General features: G+C 60.8%; 13 protein-coding genes, 1 pseudogene and 1 riboswitch. Of the genes and pseudogenes, 11 read left to right on the top strand and 3 right to left on the bottom strand.

Features of this window, described 5'->3' with window-relative positions; translation table 11 throughout:
• From BN871_RS28480 to BN871_RS16675, 4 genes and pseudogenes are all read left to right on the top strand, one after another.
• Positions 1-191, top strand: a 191-nt coding sequence (locus BN871_RS28480) for a hypothetical protein (protein WP_021882546.1), incomplete at its 5' end; no start/stop codon positions are given.
• Between the two features lie 874 nt (positions 192-1,065).
• Positions 1,066-1,167, top strand: a riboswitch (glycine riboswitch).
• Positions 1,168-1,377: 210 nt separating this feature from the next.
• Entirely contained in the window at positions 1,378-2,097 is a 720-nt protein-coding gene (gene sdaAB / locus BN871_RS16685) for an L-serine ammonia-lyase, iron-sulfur-dependent subunit beta (protein ID WP_048747482.1), read from the top strand.
• Positions 2,066-2,434 (top strand): annotated as a pseudogene (locus tag BN871_RS16680) (L-serine ammonia-lyase, iron-sulfur-dependent, subunit beta); the annotation flags it as partial. The gene sdaAB and the pseudogene BN871_RS16680, both read left to right, overlap by 32 nt.
• Positions 2,435-2,627: 193 nt before the next feature.
• A complete protein-coding gene (locus BN871_RS16675; RefSeq protein ID WP_048747487.1) occupies positions 2,628-3,827 on the top strand; it encodes a sn-glycerol-1-phosphate dehydrogenase in 1,200 nt (399 codons plus the stop codon).
• Positions 3,828-4,137: 310 nt separating this feature from the next.
• Here the strand turns inward: BN871_RS16675 and BN871_RS16670 are convergent, their stop codons facing one another.
• Entirely contained in the window at positions 4,138-5,082 is a 945-nt protein-coding gene (locus BN871_RS16670; protein ID WP_048747480.1) for an aldo/keto reductase, read from the bottom strand.
• Positions 5,083-5,094: 12 nt separating this feature from the next.
• On the bottom strand, positions 5,095-6,114 hold the full coding sequence (locus tag BN871_RS16665; RefSeq protein ID WP_021878037.1) for a Gfo/Idh/MocA family protein: 1,020 nt from the start codon (positions 6,112-6,114) through the stop codon (positions 5,095-5,097).
• A gap of 122 nt (positions 6,115-6,236) precedes the next feature.
• Here BN871_RS16665 and BN871_RS16660 point away from each other — a divergent pair, with 122 nt between their 5' ends.
• Together BN871_RS16660 and BN871_RS16655 are read left to right on the top strand one after the other, a co-directional pair.
• Positions 6,237-7,073 (top strand): AraC family transcriptional regulator, encoded by an 837-nt coding sequence (locus BN871_RS16660; RefSeq protein WP_048747477.1) that lies wholly within the window; start codon positions 6,237-6,239, stop codon positions 7,071-7,073.
• A 92-nt stretch (positions 7,074-7,165) separates the two neighbouring features.
• Complete coding sequence (locus BN871_RS16655) at positions 7,166-7,564, top strand: hypothetical protein (protein ID WP_157060316.1); 399 nt, start codon at positions 7,166-7,168, stop codon at positions 7,562-7,564.
• A 133-nt stretch (positions 7,565-7,697) separates the two neighbouring features.
• On the opposite strand, the gene BN871_RS16650 is transcribed toward BN871_RS16655, so the two are convergent.
• Positions 7,698-8,657 (bottom strand): aldo/keto reductase family protein, encoded by a 960-nt coding sequence (locus BN871_RS16650; protein ID WP_048747473.1) that lies wholly within the window; start codon positions 8,655-8,657, stop codon positions 7,698-7,700.
• A gap of 368 nt (positions 8,658-9,025) precedes the next feature.
• Between BN871_RS16650 and BN871_RS16645 the strand changes: the two genes are divergently transcribed.
• From BN871_RS16645 to BN871_RS16625, 5 genes are all read left to right on the top strand, one after another.
• On the top strand, positions 9,026-10,717 hold the full coding sequence (locus BN871_RS16645; protein ID WP_083436501.1) for a carbohydrate-binding protein: 1,692 nt from the start codon (positions 9,026-9,028) through the stop codon (positions 10,715-10,717).
• A gap of 303 nt (positions 10,718-11,020) precedes the next feature.
• Positions 11,021-12,400: an ABC transporter substrate-binding protein gene (locus BN871_RS16640; RefSeq protein WP_083436500.1), complete on the top strand. Its 1,380-nt coding sequence runs from the start codon at positions 11,021-11,023 to the stop codon at positions 12,398-12,400.
• Between the two features lie 77 nt (positions 12,401-12,477).
• Complete coding sequence (locus BN871_RS16635) at positions 12,478-13,371, top strand: carbohydrate ABC transporter permease (protein WP_048747468.1); 894 nt, start codon at positions 12,478-12,480, stop codon at positions 13,369-13,371.
• Positions 13,372-13,383: 12 nt separating this feature from the next.
• Complete coding sequence (locus tag BN871_RS16630) at positions 13,384-14,202, top strand: carbohydrate ABC transporter permease (RefSeq protein ID WP_021878031.1); 819 nt, start codon at positions 13,384-13,386, stop codon at positions 14,200-14,202.
• Positions 14,203-14,247: 45 nt separating this feature from the next.
• The gene (locus BN871_RS16625) at positions 14,248-17,106 is read left to right on the top strand and encodes an alpha-mannosidase (protein WP_048747466.1); all 2,859 of its coding nucleotides are present in this window, start codon (positions 14,248-14,250) and stop codon (positions 17,104-17,106) included.
• Positions 17,107-17,113: the final 7 nt, after the last annotated feature.

The following is a 17,113-nucleotide window of genomic DNA, read 5'->3' as shown; positions in this document are numbered from 1 at the left end:
TCCGCACGGGCGATGCGGCCGCCATCGCGGCTCTCGCCGAGCAGGATGTGCTGGAGCCGGCCGTGGCGGTCGGCATCATTGGCGCAAGCGCCCATGCCGCCGCAGCTCATCGGGGACCGCAGGCGATGCTGGGCGGAAGCGGACTCTACGCCTCCGCCGGCGGCTGGGCGTCGTACGGCATGACGGGATGAGCTGGTCTCGGCTAGCTGCGGTTTTCACGCTGGATTTGACTGTATCCACACTGAGCTTCGGGTCGAATCCAAGCAGCCAGAAAAGAAGGGATAAGCACGCAAGGAGGCCGTAACCGAGACGGGTTGCGGCCTGTTTCGGCTGTATGTAGACTTGTTTGAACGGCCTATCCGGTTGCTTGGACTGTCTATGAGCTTATTTGGACTGTCTATCAGCTTATTTGGACTGTCTATCGGTTTTTTTGTCGTGGAAGGGCGCTTCTCGGCGGCAGTCCAGTCCTTGACTCGGATTCGGCGTTGTCAGGCGGCGGTATCGGACATACGATCCGTTATTTAGAAATTATTGCCGATTTCGCCGAGCTATCGGACATACGATCCGCTATTTGTGGGAAAACAGCCCGTTTCGAGGTGTTTTCACTAAAATAAGGTATCCTATGTCCGTTAAATTTTTTTGAACGGGCATTTAAGTTGAAATAGCGGATCGTATGTCCGATACGGAAGAAGATGCTGTTAAAAAGACAGTCGGCAAGCAGAGCCGGCTCCCAGCAGCATGCACCGCCCAGCGTGCAAGCAGAGCCGGCTCCATGCTGATAATCGCAAGGACGGCTATGCAGCATGGATCGGCAGTCGGCAAGCAGAGCCGGCTCCCTGCAGCATGCACCGCCCAGCGTGCAAGCAGAGCCGGCTCCGTGCAGCGTGCCATTGCTCGATCTTCGTTATGGCCAGTCCCGTGCAGCTCCATGACCGCCTTTTCGCATCATTGCTGCCGTCGGTCATCCTGCCCGCGGACTGCAGGTTGAAGATGGCCGCGCTCCTGCATATAATGAGTGTAGATAACGTTTGCAATCTGACGAAATCCATTAATTGAATAGAGCGGATGAAGGCAGCGGGAGAGACTACCTGTAACACGGGGCGGCGCCGAAGGAGTAAGCCCTGGGGACAGGGTGAATCTCTCAGGCAAAAGGACCTTTGCCGGACGCATCTCTGGAGAGAATTCCGTGGCCGCGCACAGGCGCGCATGGAATCACCCAAGGGGAAACTCGCGGAGCGGGAAGCGAGGCAACTCTCAGGTACAAAGGACAGAGCGGAAGAATCGCTGGGAATGGGCGGCACGCCCTTCTTTCGGCGCATTCTTCTGCTCTGTCCCTTTTTTCGGCCTCTACAACACTCAAGACGAAGGAGAATGGCTGTGCGGTTCAAAGACGTGTTTTCCATTATCGGCCCGGCCATGGTCGGACCTTCCAGCTCCCATACGGCGGGGGCGGCGCGAATCGGGCTTGCGGGGCGCAGGCTGCTGGGAGAAATGCCGCAGGAAGCGAAAATTTCTTTTTTCGGCTCCTTCGCGGCCACCTATCAAGGACATGGCACGGATACAGCCGTCACAGGCGGGCTCATGGGCTTCCATACGGATGACCCGCGTCTGCCCGACTCGGTCGAGCTGGCCGAGGAGGCTGGCATGGACCTGGTATTCCAGGAGGGGAAAGGGCTGTTCCCCCATCCCAACACCGTCCGGCTCGATCTGACCGCTGCGGACGGAGGTCGCAAGCTGTCTCTGCTCGGCACTTCGATCGGCGGAGGCAACGTGGAGGTCGTGGAGGTGAACGGCTTCGCAGTGAAATTCAGCTGCTCCTACCCGACGCTGCTCATCCGGCACCGGGACCAGCCGGGCGTCATCGCGGCGCTCTCGGCGGCGCTGCAGGAGGAAGGGCTCAACATCGGCGGGCTGTCGCTCAGCCGCATGGAGCGCCAGGGAGAGGCGCTGGCCGTGGTGGAGCTGGATGCTCCGGTGCAAGCGGGACTGATGGAGCGGATCGGCCGAATGCCGCATGTGCTTCAGACGGATTATATGGACTTGAACGATGACAGGGGGAACGACGATGAACTTCCGGACGCTGAAGGAACTGAGTGAGCGCTGCAGCGAAAGCGGCCTGAGCATCGGCCGTCTCATGCTGGAGCAGCAGTCGCGCGAATCGGGCCGCGAGCCCGAGGCGGAATTCGCGGCGATGAAGGACTATTACGGCATCATGAAGGATGCCGTCCATAACGGCCTGACGCGGGACACGACATCCCGCAGCGGCTTGACCGGGCTCGACGCCCAGCGGGTCGCGGCTTACAACGCGGCCGGGGAGCCGAGCCTCGGCGGCGATGCGGGGCGCGCCATGGCGTATGCGCTGGCCGTGTCGGAGGTGAATGCTTCCATGGGCCGCATCGTGGCGACTCCGACGGCAGGCTCCTGCGGCATCATTCAGCACGGAGCAGATGCTCGACTTCGCCGAGATGGCAGGCATCGAAGCGGTTGTGATCGGCCGGGACACGAAGCCGGGGAGCCTGCGCCAGGAGCTGCGGCTGAGCGATCTTTTGTGGCGGCTGAATCGCTGAGACATGGGCGCTGACAAGCCTCAGGCAGCAAGGCAGCCATGGAAGGGAGAGAATGCCGGCATGATTCTGCAAGAAATGGCGCAAGGAGCGCTCGCCTTAGGGCGGGACTTGAGCGGCATGACATTCCCGGAAACGATCGACGTCTCGTCCGGGGCGGCAGCCCGGACTGTGGAATTCCTGTCGGAGAAAGGGCATCGGAACGCGGTCATGGCATGCGACGCGGCAACGTCGAAAGTTGCGGGAACGATTCTTCTCGATGCGGCGTCAAGCATGAAGCTGGACCTGCATCCCGTCTTGATCGATGCCAATGCGGCGGGCGACGTCGTCGCGGACGAGGCTTCGGTCGTGCAGCAGCTGCTGTCGGTCCAGCAGCATCGGGCGACGGCCATCGTCGCAGCCGGCTCCGGCACGATCCACGACCTCAGCCGTTATGCCGCCTACACGGCAAGCATTCCTTTCGTAAGCGTGCCGACCGCGCCTTCGGTCGACGGCTTCACCTCGCTCGGGGCTCCTTTGCTCATCCGCGGGATGAAAACGACGGTCTCCGCCATCGGCCCCTCGGCTTTGTTCGCGGATACGGATCTGCTCCGGGCGGCTCCCGCGCCGCTAGTTGCCGCCGGCTTCGGGGATATGCTCGGCAAATTCACGTCCCTGCTGGATTGGCGGATTGAAGCCCGCCTGGGCTTAAGCCCGTATGATGAATGGGCGGCTGCGATGACGGAGGATGCGCTGGAGTCATGCATCCGACATGCCGGCAGCATCGCAAGCCGCAGCGCCGAAGGAATCACGGCGCTGACCGAAGCCTTGATCCGCTCGGGGCTTGCCATGCTCATACTCGGCTCGTCCAACTGCGCTTCCGGCGCGGAGCATCATCTTTCGCATTATTGGGAGATGGAGCTGCACCGCACGGGGCAGAGGCAGCTGCTGCATGGAGCGAAGGTCGGAGCGGCAAGCGCACTGATCTCGTCGCTGTACAAACGTATCGCCGCTTCGGCTGATGGCAGCGGACGTTATCGGGACGGCGAGGTGGTGAACGCCGCAGGAAGGAAGGCGCTGGAGCGGCACTGGCCGGAAATACAGGAATGGATCGGCAGCCTGCCGGAGCCGGGCCGAATCAGGGACTGGCTGCGCTCCGTCGGCGGTCCGGTCTCGCCGCAAGAGCTCGGCCTGCCGGAGCAGCTGGTGGAGAACTCGCTGCGCGAGGCGGACAAGGTCCGGCCGAACCGTTTCACGCTGCTGCGAGCCTATAACCGGTACTGATTTTGGAAGGGAAATTTAGCCGTTGCTGCATCCAGGCGGGACAAGCTTCTGCTTTACTCTATCTAATGGTTTTCGCATCTCGCTCGGAAAGTCCTAAGAGGGACATCAGGGAAATGAATAGAAAAGCCCTTCTATCAAGATCATCCGCTTGGTAATGGAATGGAGAGAGGGCAGGCCCGCCAAAAAGGAAAAGGGACGAAGCGGATCAACCATATCCGCTTCGTCCCTTTTGGCGTTTTAGGAATGGAGAGGCTGTCCTGAGGGGCAGCCTCCTTGATTGCCTGCACAAGCTCTCTTTTTCGGGCTATTCTTATCCCGCAACGCTAGCAGCGGTAAGATCCAGCCAGTCCAGCTCGGCGCGCGTCAGCTTGATGGATGTCCCTTCCTGGCAAGAGCGGAGCTCTTGCGCGTTCTGGGCGCCGATCAGCGCGCAGGTCGGGAACGGCTGATTGAGCACATAAGCCAGAGCGATCTGAATGACCGTGACTTCCTTTTCCTTGGCCAGCTGCTCGGCCCGGCGCAGACGCTCCCAGTTGCCGTCGCTGTAGAAGACGCGGACGATGTCGTCGTTGTCGCGCACCTCGGGCGAGAAGCGGCCGGTGAAGAAGCCGCGCGCCTGGGAGGACCAGGACAGCAGGGGCAGCTGCTGCTGCTCATGCCACCGAAGCGTTTCCGCGTCGGCCGATACGCAGCCGTGCCAGAACGGCTCGTTGACCTTGGCGAGGCTCAAGTTCGGGCTGCTGAAGGTGAAGCCGGCAAGGCCATGGGCCGCCGCATATTCATTGGCTTCCTGCAGCCGCTGCCAGGTCCAGTTGGAGCCGCCGATCGCGCCGATGCGGCCGGCTTCGATATGCTCGTTCAGCGCTTCGATGATTTCGCCGACAGGCACGGAAGGATCGTCCCGGTGAAGCGCATACAGCTCCACGTAATCCGTGCGCAGCCGCTCCAGGCTCGTCATCAGATCGCTGTTGATCGCCTGGCGGTTCACGCGGGGACCGGTATGGTCATGATGGGCGCCCTTCGTCAGGATGACGAGGTCATCGCGGTTGCCGCGCTCCTCCATGTAACGGCCCAGAACCTCTTCGCTCTGGCCGCCGCAATAGATGTGCGCCGTATCCACGGCATTTCCGCCGATGGCGAGGAAGGCGTCGAGATTGGCCGCCGCTTTCTCGTACTGGTCATGCGTAAAGTAGTCGGAGCCCTTCATCAGAATCGAGACGGGCTTGTCGGTTCCCGGGATGAGGATTGTTTCCATGGCATTTCCTCCTTATTGGTGGGCTGCAACCGGTTGCAGGACGATGCGCTTGTCCTCGCGCGCGGATTGCAGGCAGGCTTCCAGAACGCGCATGTTGCGGACCGCATCCTGCGGCGGGAATTTCTGCGGCTCTCCGTGCAGCACCGTACGGGCGAAATCGTCGCATTCCAGCGAGAAATGGTTGATGTGAGGAACTTCGATTTCCTCCCGCTGTCCGTTGACTGTTAAGTAGAAATGGGCTCCGCTGTCCTCCGGAGCGATGAAAGCGGAAGGAACCTCGATGATGCCCTCGGTACCGAGCACCTCGAGCGTATTGCGGAAGGCGCCCCACATGCCGCAGTCGAAGGTAACGCCCAGGCCGCCCGGGAATTCCAGCAATCCTGAAGCCATCATATCGACATCGCCGTGCTGCGGCGAGAACAAAGCTCTGACGGTGACGGCCTCCGGCTCTTGGCCGAGCAGGAGCCGGGCTGCCGTGATGGGATAACAGCCGACGTCGTAGAGGCCGCCGCCTCCCCAGTCCTTGTTGAATCGGACGTTGCCGGAGCTGTTGGAGCTGTTGAACGTGAACGTGCCGTGTATGCTTCTCAGATCGCCGATTTTGCCGGAATCGATAATGCTGCGGATCGTCTCGTAACGGGGATGATGGCGGTACATGAAGGCTTCCGCGAGAATGACGCCGCTCGCGGCCGCTGCTGCAGCCATTTCTTCCGCTTCGGCCGAGGTCAGCGCGATCGGCTTCTCGCAAAGCACATGCTTGCCGGCAGCCATGGCGCGGATCGCCCACTCGCGGTGCAGATGGTTGGGCAGCGGAATGTAGACCGCCTGGACTTCATCGTCGGCTAACAGCTCCTCATAGCTGCCATACGATCCGGGTATTCCGAATTCATCCGCCGTCCCGCGGGCCTTCCCTTCATCCCGGCTTGCAATGGCTATGACTTCATTGAGCTCGGATTTCATCAGGCCCGGAATGACCGAACCCCTCGCGATCGATGCGGTGCTCAAAATGCCCCATTTCAGCTTCCCGTTCATGGCTCAAACATCTCCTCCTTCAACAACTGCGATTATATTGTCATTATATGAAATGGAAGATAGAATAAAAATAATAATATTTTGAGAGTCATTAGAACAATATTGTCCTGGAGGAGATTTCAATGGAGCGGCAGGCCCATTTATTGACCTGGCCGGATCTTCCGTACTTTGTCTTTCCGGAATCGGTCGGCAGATACACGGAATATCCCACGCATTCGGTGCATCGGGAGGCAGGCGCCCTGAACAACTTCAACATCCATTACGTCGCCTCCGGGCGGGGGTATGTCGAGGTGGAAGGCAAGATCCACGAGCTGGAGCGGGGCGAGGCGGTTCTGTATTTTCCGCTGCAGCGACAGCGGTATTACAGCAGCGCCGAGGAGCCGTGGGATGTGCGCTGGATCCATTTTTATGGCGGCACGCTTCATGATTATATGATCGAAAGGGGCTTCCACAAGAACAATCTGTGGAAGCTGCGCCAGCCCGCCGCCTGGGAGGAGGCTCATCTCGCGCTGCTTCAGGAAGCTGAAGCGAACAGCATGACCCGGCCGGCGCTGCTGTCCACGCTGACGTATGCGGTGCTCGCGGAGTTCGTGCAGCAGGCGGTCAGCCTGACCTCGGGGCGCACGAGCCCGGCAGAGAGCCGCGTCATCGGCCTGCTGCCGCTCATGCAGCAGGAGGCGGCGAAGCCGTTCATCCTTCAGGAATGGGCGGATCGGGCGGAGGTGAGCCCGCATTATTTCTGCAAGCTGTTCAAGAGCGCCATGCAGATGACGCCATCGGACTTCGTGACGCGCGCCCGGCTGCAGATGGCGAAGCAGCAGCTGCTGGAGCGGAAGGACGACAACATCGGAGACATCGCCGTGCGGGCCGGATATCCGAGCGCCAGCTATTTCAACAAGCGGTTCCAGGAGCATGAAGGGATGACGCCGACGGAGTATCGGAGCTTGTTCAACAACTGACTCAGGCTTGGGAAAGGTTCGGACAGGAACATGGAGCCCGCAACCTTGCGCAGCCGCCTTGCGTTTTTGAGAGCAGGGGAGGGATGATCGCGTTGAAGAAGAAGCTCTCGCTGCTCCTTTTCCTGCTGCTCCTATTCCTGTCCGCATATACCGCAGGCTTCATCTGGATAAGGAACGGCGTCCAAAAAATAATAACGATTGGAATGCAAACGGATATAAACTTCGCTCCCTACATGAATGAGCAGGCCTACGACAAGCTGAATCCGCTGAAGCGCGGTTTGGTGCAGTCGCCTTACCGCTACGAGCCGAACAAACATAAAATCTTTTCCATCGTTCCGATTCATTCCTTTTTTGGAGCCTATGTTTATGCCAGGCAGAGCTTTTCCTTCGTAGCCGATGATCATCGGTTCGGATCGGTGGAGACCATCAGGATGAGAGTGAAATGGAAAAACGGACATTGGCATGCGGAAGAGGTGGAAATAAATCCTTGAGCGCCGATGGACGGACTATAATTGTTCTCGTGCAGGAGGCAACTGGCAAAAGAGCGCTCGTCGACGACGGGCGCTCTTTGCTGTGCGGTTAGCTGTTTGCTGGAATAGGAAAGAATGTCCGAAACGGACTTCTCTATTCTTCCGTTCCCGTCAAAATCGCCTCGATCTTCCCGACGATTTCTTCCGAAAGCTCCACGCCCGAAGCCTTCACGTTCTCTTCCAGCTGAGATACCTTCGTCGCTCCGACGAGCGTGCTGGCTACGCTGTCATGGCGCAGAATCCAGGCGAGCGCCAGGCTGGAGAGGGACAAGCCCAGCTCGTTCGCCACGGCGTCCAGCTGGTCGACCTTGCGCAGATGGCTGTCGGTCAGGTAGTTCTTGATCCACATGTTCGTCTTCGGATCGCTCGCGCGGCTGCCCTCCGGAAGTTCTTGGCCGAGCCGGTATTTGCCGGTGAGCACGCCTTGGGCGAGAGGGGAGAACACGACTTGGGAAATGCCGTTCTTCTCGCTGACCGACAGCACGTCCCGCTCGATGGTGCGGTTGAACATGCTGTACTCCGGCTGGTTCACGACGATGCGGTCCAGCAAATACTTGTCTGCGACCTGCACCGCCTCCTGGATTTGGGCCGCGCTCCATTCGCTGACGCCGACGTACAGCACCTTGCCCTGGCGGACAAAGTCCTCGATCGTGCGCAGCGTCTCCTCCACCGGAGTCTCGGGATCGTAGCGGTGGCAGTAGAAAATGTCGACGTAGTCCTGCTTCAGCCGCTTCAGGCTGGCGTTCAGCTGCTCGACGACATGCTTGCGGGAGAGGCCCCGGTCATTCGGGCCCGAGCCCATCGGCCAGAACGCCTTCGTCGCCAGCACATACGACTCGCGCGGATACGCAGGCAGAATGTCGCCGAGCATGGATTCCGCCGCGCCCTGCTCATACACATTGGCGGTGTCGATGAAGTTGATGCCGAGCTCGAAGGCGCGGTCGACCAGCTTCGCTCCCGTATTTTCACCGACTGTATGTCCGTACGTCATCCAGCTGCCGAGACTGATCTCGCTGACCTTGAGGCCGGAGCGGCCAAGCTTTCTGTATTTCATTCGCTGTCTCTCCTGACATTGAGATATTGGATTCCGTTGTTTCCCGCGCTCAGCATGCAAGGATATGAACGCGTGTTTACAAAGTTTATCACGACTCGGTCCTCCTCACAATAGAGCGTTTTCATTGTACGAGCCGAAAGAGGGGTCAAACCGTATCGATTTGCCCTGAGAAAGATAAATCCGCCCTATAGATGGAAGGGGATTCCATCGCTAAACTGGAGAAAGCAAGCCCGCCGATTTATGAAAGCGCTTGCTGATGCGAAGTCGAGGAGGTGGGGAAGACTGCCGATTCAACGGCAGCCTGCAACAGCGGTCGCCGCCAGACGTCGCCGCCATCCAGCATTCGATCGAGATCAAAGGAGGAACTTATGAACAAATCCCGTCTCTTCAACCGCCGCCGCCTGCTCTCTCTGCTCGTCGCCGTCGCCATGCTGGCAACCGGGATGTCCCTGTCCGCCAGCCAAGCCTCAGCCGCCTCCGCGTTCGCCCAGACAGCCGCCTCCGGCTACAGCAGCCAGTCCGGCATCCAGCTCGAAGCCTCCAGCGAGGGCGGCCAGAACGTCGCCTTCATCGACAACGGCGACTATATCGCCTTCAACGGAGTCGACTTCGGCAGCGGAGCGTCGTCGCTCGATGTCCGCGTCGCCAGCAACAACAGCGGGGGCAGCATCGAGGCGCGCCTGGACAGCGTGTCCGGCACGCTGATCGGAACCTGCGCCGTCCCGGGAACGGGCGGATGGCAGAACTGGCAGACCAAGTCCTGCTCCGTCTCCGGAGCAAGCGGTGTCCATACGCTGTACCTGAAGTTTACCGGAGGCGCCGGCAACCTGTTCAACATTCTCTGGTTCAAGTTCAATGCGGCTTCGGCGCCAAGCGGCGGAGACGTCGTCGGCAAGCTGTTCGCGGGCTACCAGGGCTGGTTCAATGCCGCAGGCGACGGCTCTCCGAACGGAGGCTGGGTGCACTGGTCCAAAAACAGCAGCGCGCCTGCCGCGACCGGCAACGTCAACTTCGAGCTGTATCCCGACATGAGGGAATATACGAAGTCCTACCAGACCGGACTCGGCAATTTTGGCAACGGATCCTCGGCCAAGCTGTTCTCCTCGTATGACCAGGAGACGGTGAGCAAGCATTTCGAATGGATGAAGACGTACAACATCGACGGAGCGGCCCTCCAGCGGTTCGGGGCGGACGAGAGCGACACGCCGAACAACTGGAAGACGAACCGCGACAGCGTCGCCGTCAAGGTCAAGAACGCGGCGGAGGCGAACAACCGCAAGTTCTACGTCATGTACGACATTACCGGCATGAACGCCTCCAACTGGGTCAATGCCGTCAAGCATGACTGGACGGCCAACGTCGTCAACGCGATGGGACTTCCCTCGTCCAGCGCCTACGCCAAGCAGAACGGCAAAACGGTCGTCTGCATCTGGGGCATCGGCTTCACCGACCGTCCCGGCACGGCCGCCGAGTCGGCGGGGCTGATCAGCTGGTTCAAGCAGCAGGGCGTCTATGTCATCGGCGGCGTGCCGGCCTACTGGCGCACCGGCGTCAACGACTCCAAGGCCGGGTTCCTCGACGTGTACAAGTCGCTGGACATGATCTCCCCGTGGTTCGTCGGCCGCTTTCACGACATGAACGACGCAGACAGCTGGAAGACCAACGTCTGGCAGCCGGACTACACGTTCACGCAGCAGAACAATATCGCCTACCAGCCCGTCATCTGGCCGGGCTCGGCCTGGTCCAACATGACCGGCGGCCCGCGCAACGAGAATCCGCGCATGCACGGCGATTTCATGTGGAGGCAGGCTTACGACATGAAGACGGTCGGCATCAACACCGGCTACGTCGCGATGTTCGACGAGTACGACGAAGGAACGGCCATCGCCAAGATCGCCGAGAACAGCTCCATGATTCCGACGAATCAATACTTCCTGACGCTGGACGCCGACGGCGTGTCGGTATCGTCGGACTTCTACCTGAGGCTCGCGGGGGACATCAACCGCATGTTCAAGGGAGAGCTGCCGGTTACGGCGACCCATCCGACGAGCCACCGCTAAGCAACACAAGCCTCTATGGGACGCTATCGTCCTGTAGAGGCTTTTTCGCGTGGACTCCTACGGATTCCTATTTTCTCCCACCCGGAAATAATCGCTGGGCAAGCTGAGGCATCGCATGAACCGGCTCAAATCCGCGTCCGCGCAAGGTTGAACCGCAGCTTCCCGAGACAAAGCCAAGATCGGCCTGCAAAAGCCAATTCCGCCTCCTGTATGCTTTCCCGTCTCCTGCGCTACGATGAATAGGCGAGGCGGGCAGCCGCCGCAGGAACGACTCCAAGCTAAATACAGAAAAGGTGGTTGGCCATGAACAGAAAAGCAGGTTGTATCCTATCGACGATGACGGCATCCGCTCTCCTGCTGAGCGCTTGCTCGGGCGGCGGAGGCGACGATAACGCTGCGGGCTCCGGCAAGGAGCTGACGATGTGGACCTGGAAGGTGGCGTACACGCCGGGCTTCGAGGCGGCGGCCAAGCTGTACGAGCAGAAGACGGGCGTCAAGGTCAAGATCGACACCTTCACTCCGGACGACACGTACCGCCAGAAGTTCCAGGCGGCGGCCAACTCCAAAAACCTGCCGGATGTCATCAACTGGTGGGCGACCGCGGGCGATTCCATCGAAGGCTCCGTGCTGGAGCTGTCCGGCGAAATCAAGGACGACGTGCTCGGCAAATACGTCGGCACCGCAATGGACCCGATCCGCATCACGCAGAGTCAGGTGGACTCCTGGAAGACGGATAAAAACGCCACGACCGTCCAGAAAGGACTGAAGGTCGGCGAGTTCTACGGCCTGCCGCTCGACATCGGAGGCTTCTTCACCTTCTACGGCAACAAGAAGCTGCTGGAGGAAGCCGGGCTGAAGGCGGAAGCGCCGAAAACCTGGGAGGAATTCGTCTCCATGATGGAAGCCGTCAAGGCGAAAAGCGGAACGCCGGGCCTTGTGTTCGGCGCGAAAATTCCGGATCTGTGGGAGAACTGGGCCGGCTCCGCGCTTTCCATCATGCATGGCGGACCGCAGGGCTACATCGATCTGCTGGAGCGCAAGGCCAAGATGAGCGATCCCGCCAACCTGCCGGTCGTCAAGGCGATGGAGACGCTGGCGGGCAAGGAACTGCTCATGCCGGGCGTCCTGTCGACCGACATCGACGGCGCCGACCAGGCGTTCGCGGCGGGCAAGGCGGCGTTCGACCTCGGCGGCTCCTTCACGATGTCGACGCTGCTCGCGATGGGCATGAAGCCGGAGGATATCATCACGTTCCCGGTGCCGCCGCTGGAAGGCTCCAAAATCCAGGCCTGGACGACCGATCCGTTCACCCTGACGCAGCTGTCCGTCAATAAGGATTCCAAAAACCGAGAAGCGGCGCTTGATTTCATCACCTTCATGACGACCGATCCCGAAGCGGCCGTCGCCTTCGCGAACGGCGCCTACACCGTGCCGGCCGTAAATCTCGGCGACCATGCCAAGGATCTCGATCCGAACCTGAAGTCCATCTCCGACGCCTTCGCCAAGGAGCCTGGACCGTATTCCGAAGCTTCGCCGGCCATCAATTCCCTGCGCGGCAAGCATAAGGAATGGGAAGTGTACGCCCAGGCGCTGCAGTCGGTCATCGAGAAGAAGCTGACGGCGGAGCAGGCGGCGGGGAAATTCGACGACACGATGGCGAAGCTTGAGGCAAGCGGCAACTAAGTCCCGATCCATCCGGCCGGCCGGCGCATCCAGCGCCGGCCGGCCGTTACTCCAAGAGCCTGAAGGTGATTTTTGAGATGGTAACGACAAAAAACAAATGGGTGCCGTATCTGTTCCTGCTGCCCGGCGTGCTGCTGTTTCTCGGCGTCGGGGTGTATTCGGTCGGCTTCTCCATCCTGCTCAGCTTCTACAACTGGTCGGGCATCGACTTCTCGACGGCGCGCTTCGAGGGGCTGGCGAACTTCCGCCAGTTCCTGCTCGGCGACGACCCGATCGTCACGCAGAACTTCTACAAGGCGCTGCTGCACAACGCGCTGATCGCCGTCTTCCAGGTGGTCATCGTCGTGCCGGTGGCGCTCGTGCTGGCGTTCACCTTGCAGAACACGAAGATGGCCGCGATGTACCGCACCGTCTATTTCTTGCCTATGATTGCGTCCGGTGTCGCGATTTTCTACGTCTGGAAAGGGCTGTTCGAGCCCGCCGGCGCGCTCAATGCGCTGTTCCAATGGATCGGCCTGGACTTCCTCGTCATTCCCGGAGGCATGCTCGGCAGCTCGTCGACCTCGCTCATGGGCATCATCCTGACGACGATCTGGGGCGGCCTTCCGGGCACGCTCATCCTGTATTACGCGGGACTTACATCCATCGACCCGACCCTCTACGAGGCGGCCAGCGTGGACGGGGCGAGCAAGACGACCCTCATCCGCAAGATTACATGGCCGCTGCTCAAGCCGATCACGCTGATCGCGGTCATCCAGATGATCAACGGGGCTTTTCAGACGTTCGAGAACGTATTCATCATGACCGGCGGGGGACCGGGCGGCAGCTCGGAGGTCATCGGAACTCTCGTGTACCGCACCGCGTTCCTCGACAACGACTACGGCCTGGCAAGCGCGATCGGATGGGTCTCCTTCCTCGTAACGGGAGTCATCGCCATCTTCAGCATCCGCTCCTTCCAGGCGGACATATAGGAGGGGACCCGCATGGTCAAATACTTGAAGCATATCCTACTCGTCATCTACGGCGTCACCTGCGTGTACCCGTTTCTATGGATGATCGGGACGTCTCTCAAGACGACCCAGGACTCGCTCGCGAATCCGCAGTCTCCCTTCCCCAAGGCCGCGCCTCTTTGGTCCAACTTCGGGGAGGTGTGGAGCAAGCTGAACTTCTACCAGTTCTTCGTCAACAGCGTCGTCGTCAGCCTCTTCGTCATCCTCGGCGTCGTCGTCATCTACACGATGATGGGGTATTCGTTCGCGAAGTTCCGGTACAAGGGCAAAAAAATCTTCTATTACACGTTCATCGCGCTGCTGCTCGTGCCGGGCGTGACAACGCTGATTCCGCTCTATATCAACATGACGAACCTCGGCCTGCAAAACTCGTACATCGGCATGATCCTCCCCATGATCAACGGGGCGGCGCCGTTCGCGATCTTCCTGTTCACGAGCTATTTCCGGACGATCTCGCATGAGCTGTACGAGAGCGCCGTGCTCGACGGCTGCGGCAGCTTCAAAATCTATTGGCGCATCTACCTGCCGCTCGCCCTTCCGGCGATCGGCACGATTGCGATCCTGAACTTCATCGGCAGCTGGAACAACATCCTCTGGCCGATGATCATCGTCGACAAGCAAAGCATGTTTACGCTCCCGATGGGGCTCATGTACCTGGACTCCTCGTCATTCAAGAAGTGGAACGAGCTCATGGCCGGCGCGCTGATCACCGTCATTCCGATTCTGATGGCGTTCCCGTTCATGCAGAAGATGTACGTGAAGGGCATGACGGTCGGTTCGGTCAAGATGTAAGCGGGTCTAAGCCAGCGAATATACAGAGATAGGATGATCGGCGAAATGAAGACGAAAACAGCGCATGTCATCGCGCATTCGCATTGGGACCGGGAGTGGTATCTCCCGTTCGAGACGCACCGGCTGCAGCTCGTGCAGCTGATGGACGATCTGATCGAGACGTTCCGGGACGATCCGGACTTCGGCAGCTTCCATCTCGACGGGCAGTACATCGTGCTGGAGGATTATTTGGCCGTGAGGCCCGGGCGGGAGGCGGAGGTGAGGGAGCTCGTCCGGCAGGGCCGGCTCGTCGTCGGCCCATGGTACATTCTCCAGGACGAGTTCCTCGTGAGCAGCGAGGCCAATGCGCGCAACCTGCTCATCGGCATCAAGGCGTCGGAGAAATTCGGCGGCGTCGCCCGCATCGGGTATTTCCCCGATTCCTTCGGCAACATGGGGCAGGCTCCGCAGCTCATCTCCCAAGCCGGCATCACGACGGCCGTATACGGGCGGGGAGTCAAGCCGGTCGGCTTCAACAACGAGGTGCAGGAGGGCGGCGAGCATACGTCCCGGTTCTCCGAGATGCACTGGGAGTCGCCGGACGGCACGCGGGTGCTGGCGATCCTGTTCGCGGGGTGGTACAACAACGGGGTGGAAATTCCGGTCGAGCAGGAGGCTGCCCGGGAGTACTGGCAGCGCAAGCTGGCGGACGCGGAAACGTTCGCCTCGACGGACCAGCTGCTGTTCATGAACGGCTGCGACCATCAGCCGCTGCAGAAGGATCTGTCCGAGGCGCTTCGCACGGCCGCGGAGATCAGGCCGGACGTCGAGTTCCGGCAGTCGAGCCTCCCTCAGTACGTCGCGGCGCTGGAGGCGGAGCTGCCGGGCAATCTCGACGTCGTCAAGGGCGAGCTGCGCAGCCAGTTCACGGACGGCTGGATCACGCTCGTGAACACCGCCTCGGCGAGGGTGTACATCAAGCAGGCCAACGCGCGTGTGCAGACGCTGCTGGAGAAGGTGGCGGAGCCGCTGTCGGCGATGGCGATGCTCGCAGGCGCCGCCTATCCGCGGGAAGAGCTGCTGTACGCCTGGAAAACGCTGCTGCAGAACCATCCGCATGACAGCATCTGCGGCTGCAGCGTGGACGAGGTCCATCGCGAGATGATGACCCGCTTCGCCAAGGCGGGGCAGGTCGCGGAGGCTGTCGCGCGGCGCAGCGCGGAGTGGCTGGCTGCACAGGTGGACACGTCCGGCTTCCGCGAAGGTTCGCGTCCGTTCGTCGTGTTCAACACGTCGGGCCATGCCCGGGGAGGCGTAGTGAAGGCGGCGGTCGACCTGGAGCGGTTTTACTTCGACCATCGTCAGCCGCATGAGCGGTATGGCGAGCTGGAGCCGGCGTTCGAGTCGTTGAGTCTCGACGATTGGATCGTCGTCGATGAGGCGGGGAGGCAGGTTCCGGCCGAGCTGCGCAAGGTCGGCCTGGAATTCGGCTACGACCTGCCGGATGACCGCTTCCGCCAGCCGTACTGGGCGTACCGCGTCGAGGCCGAGCTGCATGCCGAGCCGCTGCCTGGCATCGGGTACCGGACGTATGCGGTTGTGCCTTCCGGGGTAGGGACGGTGGCTTTGCATGACAGCGGCGGCTTGGCTGCATCGGGACGCGTCATTGAAAATGGGCAGGTTCGTATCGAGGTTGCCGAGGACGGCTCCTTTACGCTGACGGATAAAGGGAACGGCCGCGTTTATGCCGGTCTCGGCGTTTACGAGGATACGGGCGACATCGGCAACGAGTACATGTACCGGCAGCCGGACGGCGAGCAGCCGCTGACGACCCGGGAACTTCAGGCGGAGGTTCGTGTTGCGGAGCATACGGCTGTGCGGGCCGTGCTGGAAATCGTCCACCGCTGGCAGCTGCCGGCCGGAGCGGACGAGACGCTGGACCGGGAGGTCGCGTCCATGGTTCCGTTCCGCTGCCGCAAGTCCCGGCGCGTAGAGGAGACGGCTGAGGTGAAGATCGTCACGAGACTGGCGCTGGAGCGGGGTTCGCGCTCGGTCGCGATCTCCAGCACGGTCGACAACACGGTCCGCGACCATCGGATCCGCATGCTGTTCCCGACGGGACTTGCGGCGGACGCCGTGACGGCGGATTCCATCTACGAGCTGGCCCGCCGTCCGATCAAGCCGGAGTCGGCCTGGACCAATCCGAGCAACGCCCAGCATCAGAACGCGTTCGTCAGCATCAGCGACGGCTCGGCCGGACTGACCGTCGCCAACATCGGCCTGAACGAGTATGAGGCGCTGGAGGAAGGCTCGACGCTCGCCGTGACGCTGCTGCGCGGCACGCGGGAGCTCGGCGATTGGGGCGTCTTCCCGACACCGGAAGCTCAATGCCTGGGCGTGCACACGCTGGAAATGAAGCTCATCGTCCATGACGGCGATGTTGCGGAGTCGGGAGCCTTCGTCGAGGCGTACCAGTTCCCGGTGCCGTGGACGGCGGTCCAGACCGGCGAGCATGGCGGAGCCCTCCCGGCTTCGCGGGAGATGGTCGCTTGGCATGGCGAAGGCCTCGCGTTCAGCGCGCTCAAGGCGGGCGAGGACAGCGACGACCTGTTCCTGCGCGTGTTCAACGTAAAGGGGGAAGAGACCGCTCTTAAGGTCAAGTCCATACTCCTTGAGGGAGCGGATTTGTCCGAGGGAATGAGTATGGATGGTACGGGCCCGTCGGGTTGCCGTAATCACGATGCGGCCGCATGTGCTGCGGATATTCCTTTCAATGAAAGCTCGATCATGGATGACGTGGACAACCCGATGTATGAGAGCACAATCATGGAAGAAGTCGGCGCGGCTCTGGCAAGCTCCCAAGGGGAGTTCATCCAGGCTGTCGGACCGGCCAAGATCGTCACGGTCGGCATTCGCCGTCCGTAAGGAGGGA

This window comes from Paenibacillus sp. P22 (genome assembly GCF_000469945.2).
GTDB classification, from domain to species: domain Bacteria; phylum Bacillota; class Bacilli; order Paenibacillales; family Paenibacillaceae; genus Paenibacillus_O; species Paenibacillus_O humicus.
This window is presented reverse-complemented; position numbering and strand designations above follow the sequence as displayed.